The organism is Rhodococcus sp. NPDC057297 (genome assembly GCF_042667435.1).
Lineage (GTDB): Bacteria > Actinomycetota > Actinomycetes > Mycobacteriales > Mycobacteriaceae > Rhodococcoides.
In genome coordinates this window covers 121873-138544 of record NZ_JBHUZE010000007.1, presented here as the reverse complement: position 1 = coordinate 138544, position 16672 = coordinate 121873, and the positions used below count along the sequence as shown (strand labels likewise).

At 64.3% G+C, this 16672-nt stretch carries 14 protein-coding genes; 12 read left to right on the top strand and 2 right to left on the bottom strand.

What is annotated here, in order from left to right; translation table 11 throughout:
- Nucleotides 1–4 precede the first annotated feature (4 nt).
- The 8 genes from ACFULT_RS19930 to ACFULT_RS19895 all read left to right on the top strand — a co-directional run bounded on the left by ACFULT_RS19930 (nucleotide 5) and on the right by ACFULT_RS19895 (nucleotide 8667).
- Entirely contained in the window at nucleotides 5–694 is a 690-nt protein-coding gene (locus ACFULT_RS19930; RefSeq protein WP_037109115.1) for a cell division protein SepF, read from the top strand.
- Between the two features lie 101 nt (nucleotides 695–795).
- On the top strand, nucleotides 796–1083 hold the full coding sequence (locus ACFULT_RS19925) for a YggT family protein (protein ID WP_019665915.1): 288 nt from the start codon (nucleotides 796–798) through the stop codon (nucleotides 1081–1083).
- A 161-nt stretch (nucleotides 1084–1244) separates the two neighbouring features.
- Nucleotides 1245–2093: a DivIVA domain-containing protein gene (locus ACFULT_RS19920; protein WP_037109113.1), complete on the top strand. Its 849-nt coding sequence runs from the start codon at nucleotides 1245–1247 to the stop codon at nucleotides 2091–2093.
- An 84-nt stretch (nucleotides 2094–2177) separates the two neighbouring features.
- The gene (locus tag ACFULT_RS19915) at nucleotides 2178–2348 is read left to right on the top strand and encodes a hypothetical protein (protein ID WP_019665913.1); all 171 of its coding nucleotides are present in this window, start codon (nucleotides 2178–2180) and stop codon (nucleotides 2346–2348) included.
- A gap of 396 nt (nucleotides 2349–2744) precedes the next feature.
- Nucleotides 2745–5930, top strand: a complete 3186-nt coding sequence (gene ileS, locus ACFULT_RS19910) for an isoleucine--tRNA ligase (RefSeq protein WP_037109111.1) — start codon at nucleotides 2745–2747, stop codon at nucleotides 5928–5930.
- Nucleotides 5927–6586, top strand: coding sequence for a peptide deformylase (locus ACFULT_RS19905; RefSeq protein ID WP_378482215.1), 660 nt, complete (start codon nucleotides 5927–5929; stop codon nucleotides 6584–6586). The genes ileS and ACFULT_RS19905 overlap by 4 nt, the downstream gene beginning before the upstream one ends.
- A gap of 103 nt (nucleotides 6587–6689) precedes the next feature.
- Complete coding sequence (locus ACFULT_RS19900) at nucleotides 6690–8000, top strand: DNA polymerase IV (RefSeq protein ID WP_037109108.1); 1311 nt, start codon at nucleotides 6690–6692, stop codon at nucleotides 7998–8000.
- A 154-nt stretch (nucleotides 8001–8154) separates the two neighbouring features.
- On the top strand, nucleotides 8155–8667 hold the full coding sequence (locus ACFULT_RS19895) for a hypothetical protein (protein ID WP_037109106.1): 513 nt from the start codon (nucleotides 8155–8157) through the stop codon (nucleotides 8665–8667).
- 134 nt (nucleotides 8668–8801) lie between these two features.
- Here ACFULT_RS19895 and ACFULT_RS19890 read toward each other — a convergent pair whose 3' ends face one another.
- Nucleotides 8802–9563, bottom strand: a complete 762-nt coding sequence (locus tag ACFULT_RS19890; protein WP_378482214.1) for a hypothetical protein — start codon at nucleotides 9561–9563, stop codon at nucleotides 8802–8804.
- Nucleotides 9564–9580: 17 nt separating this feature from the next.
- Nucleotides 9581–10465 (bottom strand): hypothetical protein, encoded by an 885-nt coding sequence (locus ACFULT_RS19885; RefSeq protein WP_037109102.1) that lies wholly within the window; start codon nucleotides 10463–10465, stop codon nucleotides 9581–9583.
- A 166-nt stretch (nucleotides 10466–10631) separates the two neighbouring features.
- On the opposite strand from ACFULT_RS19885, the gene lspA reads away from it, so the two are divergent.
- The 4 genes from lspA to dnaE all read left to right on the top strand — a co-directional run bounded on the left by lspA (nucleotide 10632) and on the right by dnaE (nucleotide 16652).
- Nucleotides 10632–11306: a signal peptidase II gene (gene lspA / locus ACFULT_RS19880; protein WP_378482213.1), complete on the top strand. Its 675-nt coding sequence runs from the start codon at nucleotides 10632–10634 to the stop codon at nucleotides 11304–11306.
- A complete protein-coding gene (locus ACFULT_RS19875; protein ID WP_037109100.1) occupies nucleotides 11303–12229 on the top strand; it encodes an RluA family pseudouridine synthase in 927 nt (308 codons plus the stop codon). The genes lspA and ACFULT_RS19875 overlap by 4 nt, the downstream gene beginning before the upstream one ends.
- Nucleotides 12226–12912, top strand: coding sequence for a hypothetical protein (locus tag ACFULT_RS19870; protein ID WP_378482212.1), 687 nt, complete (start codon nucleotides 12226–12228; stop codon nucleotides 12910–12912). The genes ACFULT_RS19875 and ACFULT_RS19870 overlap by 4 nt, the downstream gene beginning before the upstream one ends.
- 203 nt (nucleotides 12913–13115) lie before the next feature.
- On the top strand, nucleotides 13116–16652 hold the full coding sequence (gene dnaE / locus ACFULT_RS19865) for a DNA polymerase III subunit alpha (protein ID WP_094721484.1): 3537 nt from the start codon (nucleotides 13116–13118) through the stop codon (nucleotides 16650–16652).
- Nucleotides 16653–16672: the final 20 nt, after the last annotated feature.

The following is a 16672-nucleotide window of genomic DNA, read 5'->3' as shown; positions in this document are numbered from 1 at the left end:
ATCAATGAGTACCCTGCACAAGTTCAAGGCGTACTTCGGCATGGTTCCTCTTGCGGACTACGAAGACGACTACCTCGACGAGCCGGAATCACGGCACTCCGCCCGTGGTCGCGACCCGTACGCGGACGACGACCGGGAGTTCGCCAAGCCGTCGTTCTCCTCGCGCCGTTCGTCCCGTGCCGAGATCGAGGACCTGGACGACGACTACGACGACTACGAGGCCCCTCGCTCGGCGCCGACCCTGGCTCCCATCGGCGGTCGCTCGTCGCGGTCGGCCGGGGCTGGCCGGGGTGTGTCCACTCGCGGCAACCTCGCTGTGGACACCCGCATGGACGCGCAGGAGCGCAGCCTGCGGAGCGACCCGATGACCCGCGCTGAAACTCGCCGTAGCCCGGTGGTGGACGACGGCAGTGCGCTGTCGAAGATCACCACCCTGCGTCCCCGCGACTACAGCGAGGCCAGGACGATCGGCGAGCGTTTCCGTGACGGAACGCCGGTCATCATGGATCTCGTCGAGATGAGCAATGCGGACGCCAAGCGTCTCGTCGACTTCGCTGCAGGACTCGCCTTCGCTCTTCGCGGCTCCTTCGACAAGGTCGCGACGAAGGTATTCCTTCTTTCGCCCGCAGATATCGACGTGTCGCCCCAGGAACGGCGTCGCATCGCCGAGACGGGCTTCTACAGTCAGCAATGACAAACGACAACACTGGCGCGCTACCTCGGCTCGATCGATCCGAACAGGCCTCTGACCTGCTCGCTTTGATCGAGCCGACCTTTTCGGGCAGAGTATGACCTGTGGCCTTGTTCGCGGTGATCTACTTCATACTGTTCATTTTCTGGCTTCTTCTCATCGGCCGCATCATCGTCGAATTCATCCGGACGTTCGCCAGGGATTGGCGGCCGTCGGGAATCGTCGTTGTATTGCTCGAGGCGATATTCACCGTGACCGATCCACCGGTCAAGCTGTTGAGAAGAGTGATTCCCCCCGTGAATCTCGGGGGAGTTCGACTCGACTTGTCGATCATGGTGTTGTTGTTCGGCGTTTTCATCCTGATGTCCGTTGTGCGGAGTCTGGGATCGTGAACTGACCGAACTTTGATGAAAGACATCGGGGACAGGCGCGACCTGCGCAACCGATGTGACAGAATGGACGCCAGTTACAGTTTGATTGTTCCGGCAAGTGCGGAATGGGATATAACTGAATGCTTGCTCTACCGCCTCAAGACGCGTGAAGGGATCCTTCCATGCCGCTGACTCCAGCTGATGTGCACAATGTCGCTTTCAGCAAGCCGCCTATCGGTAAGCGCGGTTACAACGAAGACGAGGTGGATGCTTTCCTCGATCTCGTCGAGCAAGAGCTGTCGCGACTGATCGAGGAAAATGCAGACCTGCGCCAGCGCGTGGGCGAGCTCGATCAAGAACTGTCGGACGCCAAGTCTGCTCGCCAGTCCGGTCCGGCTCAGCCCGCTCCGGTTCAGCAGAAGGCTCCGGAGCCTCAGCGCCCCGTCGAGCCCCCCAAGCCCGCCCCTGTGGTGGCGCCTGCTCCGGTCGCTGCGGCGGCGCCGACGCAGGGTGGCGACTCCAACATGCAGGCCGCCAAGATTCTCGGACTTGCGCAGGAGATGGCCGACAGGCTCACCAGCGACGCCAAGACCGAGTCCGAGCAGCTGCTGGGGAACGCTCGCACCAACGCAGAGCGTCTCGTCACCGACGCACGGACCCGCTCCGAGGCAATGGTCACCGACGCACGTCAGAAGTCGGAATCGCTGTTGTCCGACGCTCAGACGCGGTCCGAGACTCAGCTTCGTCAGGCCAAGGAGAAGGCCGATGCTCTTCAGGCGGACGCCGAGCGCAAGCACACCGAGATCATGGCGACCATCAACGAGCAGCGTTCGGTGCTCGAGGGTCGTATCGAGCAGCTCAAGACGTTCGAGCGTGAGTACCGCGTCCGGCTCAAGTCCTACCTGGAATCTCAGCTCGAAGAGCTCGAGAACCGTTCCTCGGCCCTGCCGGTGGACAACGGGTCGGACAGCTTCAACCAGAACGAGCAGTCGTCGGGCTACAGCCAGTCGTATGCCAAGGGCAACAACTGACGCATCCTTGCCCAGTCCGTTCTGCACGGCCGCGGGCGTGACACCCGACCGGCGTGAGCCGGCTCGCGCGAAGCGAGGCGCGCAGTGCTCGTCTTGACGCTGTGCGCGGCGGGAGTCGGGTTCGCGCTGCTGGTCATCGCCCTGACGACCGGGTCGGTCGTCTGGGCGTACGGATGTATCGGTGTCTGTATCGTCGGTGCGATTCTGTTGTTGGCGGGTGCGCTGACCGGCCGAAGGTCGCCACCCGAGAAGTAGGCGCCACCCGAGAAGGAATTGTGTGGACGTGTCGGTTACCCTCGGGTGTCCGATGTCGTCATCACGAACGTCGAGAACACCAACTGTTCCGAACAACGACTGTCCAGAACAACGAATGTAGAGAACAACGCGTTGATCCGGTCATCCCCGGGGAGCATTCGGAAGAACGGCCGAATCGACCGTCGAGGTCGCGTCGGCTCAGTAGAACCGAACGGGTAAGCCCGTCACAGCAGTGCGAGAGGCTTCGCCGACCCGGAAATTCGGTTTCCGTCGCCGTCGAAGCAAGCGGGGTGGTACCGCGGTAGTCGACGTCCCACACGTCGATCGTCGTCCCCGTGCCGAGGAAACTACCGCCGTCGCAGAAGCGACGGGGTCGGCACGGCAGGAGCGTCCGTCATGAGTACCGAAGATTCGAAGAGCGGCGATGTCGCGAGGACCGACGGTGACAAGTACCCGTTGGTCGACATGGTGGGTTCGAAATCCGCGGGTGTGTCGTTCCCCGACCTCGAGCGCAGAGTGCTCGATTTCTGGGCCGAGGACGGAACGTTCCGTGCCAGCGTCGACAGACGCGAAGGTGCGGACGAGTTCGTCTTCTACGACGGCCCGCCGTTCGCCAACGGCCTTCCCCACTACGGTCACCTGCTGACCGGGTACGTCAAAGACCTCGTTCCGCGCTTTCAGACGATGCGCGGAAAGAAGGTAGAGCGCCGGTTCGGGTGGGACTGCCACGGGTTGCCCGCCGAGCTCGAAGCCGAGAAGCAGTTGGGCATCAAGGACAAATCCGAGATCGACGAGATGGGTCTCGCCAAGTTCAACGATTACTGCAGGCAGTCGGTTCTGCGGTACACGGACGAGTGGCGCGACTACGTCACCCGTCAAGCCCGCTGGGTGGATTTCGACAACGATTACAAGACGCTCGACGTCGACTTCATGGAGTCGGTCATGTGGGCGTTCAAGGAGTTGTACGACAAGGGCCTGATCTATCAGGGTTATCGAGTCCTTCCGTATTCCTGGTACGAACAGACCCCGTTGTCCAACCAGGAAACTCGGCTCGACGACGCCTACAAGATGCGTCAGGACCCGGCGGTCACCGTCACGATGCCGCTGACGGCACCCGGGTCGCCTCTCGACGGTGCAGGCGCACTGATCTGGACGACGACGCCCTGGACCCTGCCGTCGAACCTGGCGATCGCCGTGCATCCCGATGTTCGCTATGTGCAGGTCCGCGGAACCGACGGTGAACGCTACGTGTTGGCTGCGGAACGGCTCGCGCACTACGCCCGCGAACTCGGGGACGAGCCCGAGGTGTTGTCCGAGCACACCGGCGCGGACCTCGTCGGCCTCACCTACACTCCGCCGTTCGATTTCTTTCTGGGACACGCCAATTCGCATCGTGTTCTGCAGGCGGACTACGTCACCACCGACTCGGGTACCGGAATCGTGCACCTCGCCCCGGCTTTCGGTGAAGAGGACATGGACGTCGCGACGGCGAACGGCATCGAGGTCGTTCAGCCGCTCGATCCCGGTGGCAAGTTCACGTCGCTCGTGCCGCCGTACGAGGGCCTGATGGTGTTCGACGCCAACCCGGTCATCATCAAGGACTTGAAGGCGTCCGGTCGGTTGCTGCGTCACGAGACCATCGAGCACTCCTACCCGCACAGCTGGCGCAGCGGGCAGCCGCTGATCTACATGGCGGTTCCGTCGTGGTTCGTGGCAGTGACGAAGTTCCGTGATCGCATGGTGGAGCTCAACCAGGAGATCACCTGGGTGCCCGAGCACATCAAGGACGGGCAGTTCGGCAAGTGGCTCGAGGGAGCACGCGACTGGAACATCAGTCGAAACCGATACTGGGGCAGCCCGATCCCGGTGTGGACATCCGATGATCCCGAGTACCCACGTATCGACGTGTACGGCAGCCTCGACGAGCTCGAGCGTGACTTCGGCGTGCGTCCGGACGACCTTCATCGTCCGTACATCGACGATCTGACGCGTCCCAACCCGGACGATCCATCGGGCAAGTCCACGATGCGGCGGGTTCCCGAGGTGCTCGATTGCTGGTTCGAATCCGGGTCGATGCCGTACGCGCAGGTGCATTTCCCGTTCGAGAATGCAGAGTGGTTTTCCGGGGCGAGCGGGACGACGGGGGATGTCACAGCGCACAACCCGGGCGATTTCATCGTCGAGTACAACGGTCAGACCCGTGGCTGGTTCTACACGCTGCACGTGCTCGCGACCGCGTTGTTCGACCGTCCTGCATTCAAGACCGTTGCGGCGCACGGCATCGTGCTGGGCGACGACGGCCTGAAGATGAGCAAGTCCAAGGGCAACTACCCCGACGTCAAAGAGGTGTTCGATCGGGACGGCAGCGATGCGATGCGCTGGTTCCTGATGTCGTCGCCGATTCTGCGGGGTGGAAACCTGATCGTCACCGAGCAGGGCATCCGTGAGGGCGTCCGCCAGGCGTTGTTGCCGATCTGGAACGCGTGGAGTTTCCTGCAGTTGTACGCAGGCAAGCCGGGTACCTGGCGAACGGATTCGCCGAATGTGCTGGACAGGTACGTCCTGGCCAAGCTGGCGGCGACTCGGGACGCGATCACCGATGCGCTCGAGGTCCACGACATCGCAGGTGCTTGCGACGAGCTGCGGACGTTCTGCGACGCGTTGACCAATTGGTATGTGCGACGGTCGCGTTCGCGGTTCTGGAGCGAGGACTCAGACGCGATCGACACGTTGCACACGGTGCTCGAGGTCGTGACGCGTCTTGCTGCGCCGCTGTTGCCGTTGGTCAGTGAAGTGGTGTGGCGCGGCTTGACCGGTGGGCGGTCGGTCCACCTCGCGGACTGGCCGGCGAAGGCCGAGTTGCCTGCCGATCCGGAGTTGGTTGGTTCGATGGACGAGGTGCGTTCGGTGTGCGGCGCGGTACTCGGACTGCGGAAGGCCCAGAACCTTCGGGTGCGGTTGCCGCTCCCCGAGGTGACCGTCGCCGCCGAGGATGCGGAGCGACTGCGCCCGTACGCCGACATCATCGCCGACGAGGTCAACGTCAAGAAGGTCGACCTCACCGACGATGTTGCCGTGCACGGCAAGTTCGAACTGGTCGTGAACGCGCGTGCGGCGGGTCCACGGATCGGCAAGGACGTCCAGAAGGTCATCAAGGCCGTCAAGGCAGGGGAGTGGAGCGAGGATGCCACGGGCGTGGTCAGTGCCGCGGGCATCGAACTGCTTCCGACGGAATACACCCGTAAGTTGGTTGCGGCCGAACCGGATTCCACTGCTGCTTTGCCGGGCAACGCCGGTCTGGTCGTGCTCGATTCCAAGGTGACTGCAGAGCTGGAGGCCGAAGGGTGGGCGAAGGACCGTATCCGTGAACTCCAGGAGGCGCGACGTACGTTGGGCCTCGACGTGTCCGATCGCATCGACATCGTCATCGAGGTTCCGGCCGAACGCCGCGAATGGCTCGACACGCACCGCTCGTTGATCGCCGGCGAGGTTCTGGCGCTCAGCTTGGTCGACGGTGATCCGGGCGACGACGCCGTCGAGCTCGGGGAAGGTACCCGCGTATCGGTCACCCGTTCGCGATGACCCGCGACGCGATGGAGGGTGCCGTTCGTGAGCTTCTGTCCGACGCGCGCGACGGCGTCCTTCCCATCGTCACGGTCGGTGATCCGGTGCTGCGCACAGTGGCAACCGCGTTGACCGATCAGCTCGAGCCGCGGACACTCGAACACCTCGTCGAGGTCATGCGGGCGACGATGCACGACGCGCCCGGTGTCGGTCTTGCTGCGCCGCAGATCGGCGTCTCGTTGCGAATCGCGGTGATCGAGGACATGTATCCGGTGTCCGAGGAGGTCGCCACGCAGCGGGAGCGCACGCCGTTGCCGTTCCGGGTGATCGTCAATCCGCAGTACGACGACATCGGGCCGGCTCGTCGAAGTTTCTACGAGGGATGTCTGAGCATGCCCGGTTACCAAGCGGTCGTCTCCCGGGCAGCGTCGGTGCGGCTTCGGTGCACCGACCTGCGCGGTGCCGTGGTCGACGAGGAGTTCGGCGGATGGCCCGCGCGGATCGTGGCGCACGAGACCGATCATCTCGACGGGACGGTCTACATCGACAGGGCGGTGACTCGGTCGCTGTCGGCGAACGACGTGTACGCCGATCTGTGGGCCGATCCGACGCCCGGACGTGCGGCTGCAGGGCTCGGCTTCGACCTCGGTACCGGCCGAGGCGACGCATCGTGACGTGTCTTCCGACCGTCGTGTCGGCAACTCGTGAGGCACGGACTGTGCTGTCTGCGTTCCGGAGTATCTTTCGGTCGTGATCGACGCTCGCAGTAGGCGATGGGTGCTGCATCTCGACATGGACGCGTTCTTCGCGTCGGTCGAGCAGCTCACCAGGCCGACCTTGCGCGGACGGCCCGTTCTGGTCGGCGGAGCAGGCGGTCGCGGTGTCGTTGCCGGCTGCAGCTACGAAGCGCGTGTCTTCGGTGCGCGGTCCGCCATGCCGATGCATCAGGCTCGCAGATTGGTGGGCGGCGGCGCGATCGTACTGCCGCCGCGCGGTGCGCTCTACCAGAGCGTCAGTCGGACTGTGTTCGACGGTTTACGCACGAGGATGCCTGTCCTCGAGCAGTTGTCGATGGACGAGGCATTCGGTGAACCCGTCGAACTTGTCGGCGCTACTGCGGCCGAGGTAGCGGAGTTCTGCGAGATGCTGCGGGCACTCGTCATGGAGCGGACTGGCCTCGTGGCGTCGTTGGGTGCCGGTTCCGGTAAGCAGATCGCCAAGATCGCGTCCGGCCTCGCGAAGCCGGACGGCGTGACTGTAGTCGCGCCGGCAGAACAAAGTGCTCTCATGGCCGCGTTGCCGGTGCGGAAATTATGGGGGATCGGGCCGGTCGCCGACGAGAAACTTCGCAAACTCGGAATCGACACGATCGGCAAGTTCGTCGCGACACCGGAGTCGGAAGTGGCGTCGATCCTCGGCGCGACGGTGGGCCCGGGGTTGCACAAGCTGGCGCGAGGGATCGACGATCGAGCCGTGGCCGAGCGCGCCGAGGCGAAGCAGGTGAGCGCCGAGACGACGTTCGCACACGATCTGGTGACAATGGCGCAACTGAGGTCTGCGGTGGAAAAGAGTGCGGAAGCGGCGCACCGGCGCCTGATGAAGGACGGGCGCGGCGCACGCACGGTGGTGCTGAAGCTGAGAAAATCGGACATGAGCATCGTGACCCGGTCCGCGACGTTGCCGTATGCGACCGTGGACAAGCAGACCATCGTCGCGACGGCTCAGCGTCAGGTGCTGGACCCGGTGGAACTCGGTCCGATCCGGCTGGTCGGTGTCGGCCTCGCCGGGCTGTCCACCGTGCAGCAAGGGTCGCTGTTTCCCGAACTCGATCACGAACCGGAGGATACGTCCACGTCGCCCACGACTACGGGCGAAATTGTGCCTTCGGTAAGAGAACCGCAGCAGAGGTGGCATCCGGGCATGGACGTGAGGCATCCTGAACACGGACACGGATGGGTGCAAGGGGCAGGCCACTCCGTGGTGACGGTTCGGTTCGAGACACGGTCCACCGGACCGGGTCGAGCCCGTACTTTCACAGAGGGGGACGAGCAACTCGTTGTGGCGGATCCACTGGACAGTTTGAAATGACAGTGACCCATCCTGAAATGACGCTCTCGGCTACCGGCGAGTAGCGACGCTTCTTTCCGCCCGAGGCCCTCAATGGCATAGTGGAACAGCCGAGACCGGCCTCTATGTCCGGTTCACGTGAACGACTGAGCAGTACAACCGAAGGGATAAGCACTTGAAGCTCCGTAACACCCGAAAGGCCGTAGTCGCCGGCGTGGCGATCGCTGCGGCGCTGACGATGACCGCATGTAGCTCGGAGGAGGGTGGCGACACGACGACGACGTCTGCAGCTTCCACGACGTCCTCGGCGTCGGCGGCACCTGAGGCATCGGGCGATTACCCACCTGTGCCCACGGCTGAAGAGCTCAACGCCGAACTTGCTCGCGGTCTCGACCCGGCTGTCCCGGTCGAGGAGAAGGCCGCCCTCATCCAGGGCGCCGAGGAAGATCCGGGCCTCATCGAGCAGGTCGCGGCCGCTGCTGTGCAGAACGGCGCCACCGTCGAGATCACCAGTGTCGACGACCTCGGCGACGGCACTCTGAACACGGGCGCGACCTTGACCATCAACGGTCAGGCGAACCCGGGCAACTTCATCTTCGTTGCCGAGGACGGCGCATGGAAGCTGTCCAAGGAGAACGCATGTGGTCTCGTCCAGCTGGCGCAGCTGTCCTCGCCTGCGTGCGCGTAGTCACCTAGCTTTACGCAGTATCTCGAAGCCGCGGTATCTCTAAGCCGCAGTATCTCGAAGCCGCAGTATCTCTAAGCCGGTGCCGTGCTCCTCGTTCGGAGTGCGGCACCGGCTTTCGTGTGCTTCCGTCACGGTCAGGACCCGAGGTCACCGCGGATTCGCTCAGCCGCTGTTTCGGCGAGTGCGGTGAACGATGCCGCGTCGACGCCTTCCTGGCTGGTGACGGACAGTTGGAACACGGTGTGGTCGACGACGGAGATCACGACGTCGGACACCAGCGTGAACCCTTCGCTGGTGGTCGCGAGCCGAAACGACGTCGAGGCGTCACCCACCGGGGATTGATCACGAGCCGACAGCGAGAAGTCGACGTCGATCCCGTCGGCGTCCGTGCCCGAGTACTCGGTGCAGCCGACGAGCGTGTTCTGTACGGTGCGGAACGCCTCTCCAGCGCCTCCGACACCGTCCTCGCCGCCTGCGTAACTGGCGGCGTCCTCGTCGATGGACGAGAAATTCGGTCCCGAGTAGCGGACGTCCGCCATTGCCGATGCGCCCGCCGACTGCATCCCCACAGCCGCGAGAACGTCGGCGCACTCCTGCGGCTCGGTGCCGGACCGATCAGGCGAGTCGTACTCCGGAGCCGGGTCCAGCCCGAGATCACGCACCGGATCCGGCACCACCGCATACCCGTCGGGAAGGTCGCCGGGCGTCAGCATGCGGGCTTGCAGATCTGCGGAGTCGGTGATGACGGACCCGGAGAGGACGTCAGGGCCGTCGACGACCGTGACCGGAGCAGCCGGGGACGAGTCGGTGCCGGCACCGATGGTGTCGGCGTCGTCCGTTCCACCGCACGCGCCGAGGATCAGAAGTGCCCCCGCGCACAGCGCTGCGGTACGCACCGATTTCGCTGCGGACCTCACTCCGAAGCCCATTCCAGGGTGTCACTGATGTCCTGACGCAGGACCGTCGTCCCGTCGGTGTCGCTGTACTGCTGACTGCCACCGACGGTCACCTCACCGGAGACCGGGAGCGGTTTCGTCAGGTCGATTCGCAGACTGCCGGTGCCGGACATCGTGTAGCTGTCGATCGCGAGTTGGCCGGCGTCGTCGGGAAGTTCCAGGGTCGTGGACTCCGGCGTCTGGTCGATACGCAGATCGATCGTCAGGACGTCGCCGTCCCTCGCACGGAGAGTCGCGGTGGTCGTCTGGTTGAGTGTCAGACCACTGATGACCTGCTGCTGAGCCGTCCAGACAGCGCCGATTCCCAGATCGTCCTCGGGGAAGGAAATCGACCGGTACACCGCCTGATTCAACGCCTGTTCGATCGCCGCCCGTGCTGCATCCTGTGCTGCGTCCGCGGGCGTGATGGACAGCGCGGTGACGGCCCCGCCGTCGGCCACGGTCAATCCGGCACCCGAACCGTCGGCCGCGGCAAGATCATCGGTCAGACGCTGATCTGCGGACGTCGCGACCCCGACCGTGAGATCGACCTCGTTGCCGCGTGGCTCCGCGGCTCGTGCTGTCAGCGGGATGGTCAGGTTCGGCGTCGAGAAATCCTGCACGGCCTGGTCGTCGATCTGCTGCGTGACGGTCGACCGCGTCGTCAGCTGGACCGACTGTTCGCCGGAGATGTTTCGCGTCACCGCGGCCCGGGGCTCGGCCCCGGCGTCGACGAGGGTAGTTGTGACCGGAGTCACCGGCAGCGAGACACTCGACGTGGTGGCGGAGGTGTCCGTCGCCGACGGTGCCTCGTCGTCGGACGACCCGCACCCTGCCAACAGAGTGGTGGCGGCGACGGCCACGGCGAGAACTCGGATACGTCGAATCGGGTTTCGGGAAGGCGAGATCACGGGACCAGGCTACGGACACACTCCGTCCACTTCACCGGACACCGTCGGCGAAGCTGTGCGCGTGCGGTCCGCCCTCGGACCTCTCGGTGTCGATCCGGGATTCGGCGGTGCCGGGGCGATGCGACATGATAGGGGGGTGAGTGACGACCGCCCGACCGATTCGACGAGCTCCGACCCGAACCGAGACCAGGAGACCGGACCGGACGACACAGTGGTGTCCGGTACCGATGTCGATCCTGCCGCGGGCGCTGCACCGAAGCGGTTGCGCACCACGATGCTGGTCCTGATCGCCGTTGTCGTCCTCGCCTTCGACCTGGTCACCAAGATCGCGGCCGTGCACTGGATCAAGCCAGGTAACCCGGTGGAGATCATCGGCGATGTCGTGACACTTCGAATGGTGCGCAACCCCGGCGCAGCCTTCTCGATGGCCACCGGTATGACGTGGCTTCTGACGATCGTCGCGGTATGCGTCGTCATCGGTGTGATCCGGATCGGCCGCACCCTTCGCTCGCCGTGGTGGGCTCTCGGCCTCGGGCTCGTGCTCGGCGGGGCTCTCGGAAATCTCATCGATCGGTTCTTTCGATCGCCCGGACCGCTGCAGGGACACGTCGTCGATTTCGTGTCCATCGGATGGTGGCCCGTGTTCAACGTCGCGGACTCGTCCATCGTCTGTGGGGCGATCCTGCTGGTCGCCCTGAGCCTGTTCGGATTCGAACCGAACGGTGAGCGGGTGGCCACATCGAAGAAGAAGGCCCAAGCGAGTACCGACGCGGGAACGGCAGGACAACAATGAGGGAATCGCGTTCCATGCCGATTCCCGACGGCTTGGACGGCATGCGGGTCGATGCGGGTGTCTCGCGTCTGCTGGGTCTGTCCCGGACGGTCGCGGCGACTCTCGCCGAGGAAGGGTCCGTCTCCGTCGACGGTTCGGCCATGGGGAAGTCGGATCGGTTGTCGGCGGGTGCGTACTTGGAGGTGCTGCTTCCCGAACCTGCTCGCGCGTTGACCATCGAAGCGGAGCCGGTCGAGGGCATGGAGATTCTCTATGCGGACGACGACATCGTCGCGGTCGACAAGCCGGTCGGGGTCGCGGCGCACGCGAGCGTTGGATGGACGGGGCCGACGGTGATCGGTGGGCTTGCCGCAGCGGGTTTCCGGATTTCCACGTCCGGTGCGCACGAGCGGCAGGGCATCGTGCACCGGCTCGATGTCGGGACGTCGGGCGTGATGGTCGTCGCCACGAGCGAGCGTGCCTACACGGTGTTGAAGCGGGCGTTCAAGCAGCGCACGATCGAGAAGCGTTATCACGCGCTCGTGCAGGGCCACCCGGATCCGAGCAGTGGCACCATCGACGCACCGATCGGTAGGCACGGTAGCAACGACTGGAAGTTCGCAGTGCGAGCCGACGGCAAAGCGAGCATCACGCACTACGACACCATCGAGGCGTTCCAAGCGGCGAGCTTGCTCGACGTTCACCTCGAGACCGGTCGGACTCATCAGATTCGCGTTCATTTCTCCGCGTTGCGGCACCCGTGTTGCGGTGACCTCACCTACGGCGCCGACCCGAAGCTCGCCGATCGTCTCGGCCTGGAACGTCAATGGCTGCACGCGAAGACACTCGGATTCGCGCATCCGTCGGACGGCCGGTGGATCGAGATCGAGAGCAAGTATCCGGCCGACCTCGAGCACGCACTCGAGGTGCTGCGCGCGGCATGACTCGGATGTCGGGTGCGGCCCCGGCCACGGCGTCAGCCCTGGCAGCGGTGGTTCTGCTGTTCGCCGTCGGCATCGCGAATCCGGTGCCCCGGCCAGGTGTGAACACCGACACCCTCGGCCCGGACACCGGAGAAGCAGTGGCCGAGTACGTGGCGCGGGCAGAGGCGTCGCTCGCGGTGGACTCGACCGACCCGGACTCGGCTGGAAGCGATTCCGAGATGCACTGGGCGCTGGTGTCGTTCGACGCCGAGGTTTCGCCCGCTCGTGCGTACGACGCGGCGCGGAACGTACGGATCGCGCAGGTTCTGCTCCGAGTTCCGATCGAGCGCGTCCAGACCCAGGTGATCACCGTCGGAGTGCCGGGAACCGAGGCGTCGGTCCTGGGGTCGGCGGCCGTGGCGGGATCGAGGCTTCATGGTTCGACCGGGCAGTGGGATCGCCAAGCACAGATCGATGCGGTGTCCTCCGCACGCCTGCTCGAGGGGTGCGAGTGTGTCGTCGGCCTGATAGTCCGCGGCTCCGGTGGGCAACTCAGGACTGTGGACACCGGCGATGGGGTTCGGGCAGTGGAAGCCTTGCCCCCGGACGCGATCGCGGGCCGATTCGCGGTGCGCGCTCTCCTTCCTGACTACGTGGACGTCGTCGGGCCGCTGCCGGACGACGGGCCCGTTCCTGCTCCGTGAACCAAGCCCGTTCGGCTGCAGTGACAGGTGCGGTGACACCGTCGCAGCGTCGGGCCTGGGCCGACACGCGCGGGGGTCGGACACACCGAGAGCCAGGAATGCTCTGTCGGTTCGAGCGCTTAGAATCAGGTGCACTTCGCGCGCGGACATCTCGGCCCGTACGACCCGGCTCGATCTAGCTCGACCCAGTAGGAGACATCTTCGTGACTGACTCGTTCGTACATCTGCACAACCACACCGAGTATTCGATGCTCGACGGAGCGGCCAAGATTGCGCCGTTGTTCGCAGAGGCGAGTCGGTTGGAGATGACGGCGGTCGGTATGACCGACCACGGCAACATGTACGGCGCGAGCGAGTTCTACAACGAGGCGAAGAAGGCCGGCATCAAGCCGATCATCGGCATCGAGGCGTACATCGCCCCGGAGTCTCGGTTCAACAAGAAGCGTGTGCTGTGGGGTGACCGCAGTCAGAAGTCCGACGATGTCTCCGGTAGCGGCGCGTACACGCACATGACGATGGTCGCGGAGAACGCGACGGGTGTGCGCAACCTGTTCAAGCTGTCCTCTCTCGCGTCGATCGAGGGGCAGTTGGGTAAGTGGGCCCGGATGGACGAGGAGATCATCGCCGCGCACGCGGAGGGGATCATCGCGACGACGGGGTGCCCGTCGGGTGAGGTGCAGACGCGTCTGCGTCTCGGTCAGGATCGTGAGGCGCTCGAAGCGGCAGCGAAGTGGCGTGAGATCTGGGGTCCGGAGAACTTCTTCCTCGAGCTCATGGATCACGGTTTGTCGATCGAGCGTCGGGTCCGTGAGGGTCTGCTCGAGATCGGCAAGAAGCTGCAGATTCCGCCGCTCGCCACCAACGATTGCCATTATGTGACCAAGGATGCCGCGGAGAACCACGAGGCGTTGCTGTGCATCCAGACCGGTAAGACGCTCAGCGATCCCACCCGGTTCAAGTTCGACGGCGACGGTTACTACCTCAAGTCCGCCGCCGAGATGCGTGCCCTCTGGGACGATCAGGTGCCGGGTGCGTGCGACAGTACTTTGCTCATCGCCGAGCGCGTCCAGCCGTACGACGATGTGTGGGCCCACCGTGACAGGATGCCGATCTTCCCTGTGCCGGAAGGGGAGACGCAGGGTACGTGGTTGGCCAAGGAGGTCGACAAGGGTCTCGAGTGGCGGTTCCCCGGCGGTGTGCCCCAGGAGTACCGTGATCGCGCCAAGTACGAGATCAGCGTGATTCTGGAGATGGGCTTCCCGGCGTACTTCCTCGTCGTCGGTGACCTCATCGCACACGCCCGCGACGTCGGTATTCGCGTCGGTCCCGGCCGAGGCTCGGCCGCGGGTTCGCTCGTTGCGTACGCGATGGGCATCACCAATATCGATCCGCTGCCGCATGGTCTGCTGTTCGAGCGGTTCCTCAACCCCGAGCGTGTGTCGATGCCCGATATCGATATCGACTTCGATGATCGCCGTCGCGGTGAGATGGTGCGGTACGCGACGGAGAAGTGGGGAAGCGACCGTGTCGCTCAGGTCATCACGTTCGGCACCATCAAGACCAAGGCCGCCATCAAGGACTCGGCCCGCGTCCAGTTCGGGCAGCCCGGATTCGCGATCGCCGATCAGATCACCAAAGCGTTGCCGCCGCCGATCATGGCCAAGGACATCTCGGTCGCGGGCATCACCGATCCGGCGCACGAGCGGTACAAGGAAGCAACCGAGGTTCGTGCACTCATCGACTCCAATCCCGATGTCGCGACGATCTACAAGACCGCGCGCGGCCTGGAAGGGCTGATCCGTAACGCCGGCGTCCATGCCTGCGCGGTCATCATGTCCTCGGAGCCGCTGACCGATGCGATTCCGGTGTGGAAGCGCGCGCAGGACGGCGCGATCATCACCGGGTGGGACTATCCCTCGTGCGAGGCCATCGGTCTGCTCAAGATGGACTTCCTCGGCCTGCGCAACCTCACCGTCATCGGTGACGCCATCGACAACATCAAGAGCAACCGCGGGATCGAACTCGACCTCGACACTCTGGGACTCGACGACCCCGCGACGTACGAATTGCTCGCTCGGGGAGACACTCTCGGCGTGTTCCAGCTCGACGGCAGCGCGATGCGTGATCTGCTGCGTCGAATGCAGCCCACCGGCTTCGAGGACATCGTCGCCGTTCTGGCTCTGTATCGACCGGGCCCGATGGGAATGAACGCGCACAACGACTACGCCGACCGCAAGAACGGTCGCCAAGAGGTCAAGCCCATCCACCCCGAGTTGGAAGAACCGCTCGCGGAGATCCTCAAGGACACGTACGGCCTCATCGTGTACCAGGAGCAGATCATGCAGATCGCGCAGAAGGTCGCCGGGTATTCGCTCGGGCAGGCCGACATTCTGCGTCGCGCCATGGGTAAGAAGAAGTTGTCTGTGCTCGAAGAGGCATACGCAGGGTTCCGTGAGGGAATGCTGGCCAACAACTTCTCCGAGCCCGCGATCAAGGCTCTGTGGGACACCATTCTTCCGTTCGCCGGATACGCGTTCAACAAGTCGCACGCAGCCGGATACGGTCTGGTCTCCTACTGGACCGGGTACCTCAAGGCCAACTACCCGGGTGAGTACATGGCAGGTCTACTCACCAGCGTGTCCGACGACAAGGACAAGTCGGCCATCTACCTCGCGGACTGTCGCAAGCTCGGGATCACCGTGCTGCCCCCGGACGTCAACGAATCCGAGCTCAACTTCGCATCCGTCGGCAAGGACATTCGCTTCGGTCTCGGCGCGGTCCGCAACGTCGGAACCAACGTGGTGGCGTCGATCATCAGGGCACGCGAGGAGAAGAGCAAGTACACGGACTTCTCGGATTACCTGAACAAGATCGACGCGACGGCCTGCAGCAAGAAGGTCACAGAGTCGCTCATCAAGTCGGGTGCGTTCGATTCGCTGAATCATCCGCGCAAGGGCTTGATGCTCATTCACGCCGACGCCATCGACTCGGTTATGGGCACGAAGAAGGCCGAGGCCATCGGACAGTTCGATCTGTTCGGCGGAGAGGACGCCGACGAGTCGATCTCCGCGGTGTTCAATGTTCGTGTCCCCGAAGACGAGTGGGAATCGAAGCATCGGCTGGCGCTCGAGCGTGAGATGCTCGGCCTGTACGTGTCCGGCCACCCGTTGCTCGGCGTCGAGCACATGCTCGCCGCCCAGTCGGACACCAACATTCCTGCCATTCTCGAAGGCGACGTCAAGGACGGTACGCAGGTCACCATCGGCGGCATTCTCGCGTCGGTGAACCGCCGGATCAACAAGAACGGTCTCACCTGGGCGTCGGCTCAACTCGAGGACCTCGTCGGCGGCATCGAGGTTCTGTTCTTCCCGCAGTCGTACTCGGTGTTCGGCGCCGACGTGACCGAGGACTCGGTGGTCCTGGTCAAGGGCCGCGTGTCGGTGCGTGATGATCGAATCTCTCTGATCGCCAACGACCTTGCTGTGCCGGACCTCTCTGCTGTCGGTGTTGCGAAGCCGCTCGCCGTCAGCCTTCCGACCCGTCAGTGCACGGCCGACAAGGTCGGTGCACTGAAGCGGATTCTGAAGAGCCACCCGGGTACGTCCGACGTGCATCTCAGGCTGGTCAGCGGCGACAAGGTGACGGCGATGAAGCTGGACGACAGTCTTCGTGTCACGCCTACATCGGCCCTGATGGGTGACCTGAAGGCGCTGCTCGGACCAGGCTGCTTGGCGGGCTGAGGAATGCTCGGACGGTGACG

Excerpts from the sequence above, each read along its gene's own strand:
- ACFULT_RS19930 (WP_037109115.1), top strand. The coding sequence starts at position 5 with ATGAGTACCCTGCACAAGTTCAAGGCGTACTTCGGCATGGTTCCTCTT.
- ACFULT_RS19920 (WP_037109113.1), top strand. The coding sequence starts at position 1,245 with ATGCCGCTGACTCCAGCTGATGTGCACAATGTCGCTTTCAGCAAGCCG.
- ileS (WP_037109111.1), top strand. The coding sequence starts at position 2,745 with ATGAGTACCGAAGATTCGAAGAGCGGCGATGTCGCGAGGACCGACGGT.
- ACFULT_RS19905 (WP_378482215.1), top strand. The coding sequence starts at position 5,927 with ATGACCCGCGACGCGATGGAGGGTGCCGTTCGTGAGCTTCTGTCCGAC.
- lspA (WP_378482213.1), top strand. The coding sequence starts at position 10,632 with ATGCGACATGATAGGGGGGTGAGTGACGACCGCCCGACCGATTCGACG.
- ACFULT_RS19875 (WP_037109100.1), top strand. The coding sequence starts at position 11,303 with ATGAGGGAATCGCGTTCCATGCCGATTCCCGACGGCTTGGACGGCATG.
- ACFULT_RS19870 (WP_378482212.1), top strand. The coding sequence starts at position 12,226 with ATGACTCGGATGTCGGGTGCGGCCCCGGCCACGGCGTCAGCCCTGGCA.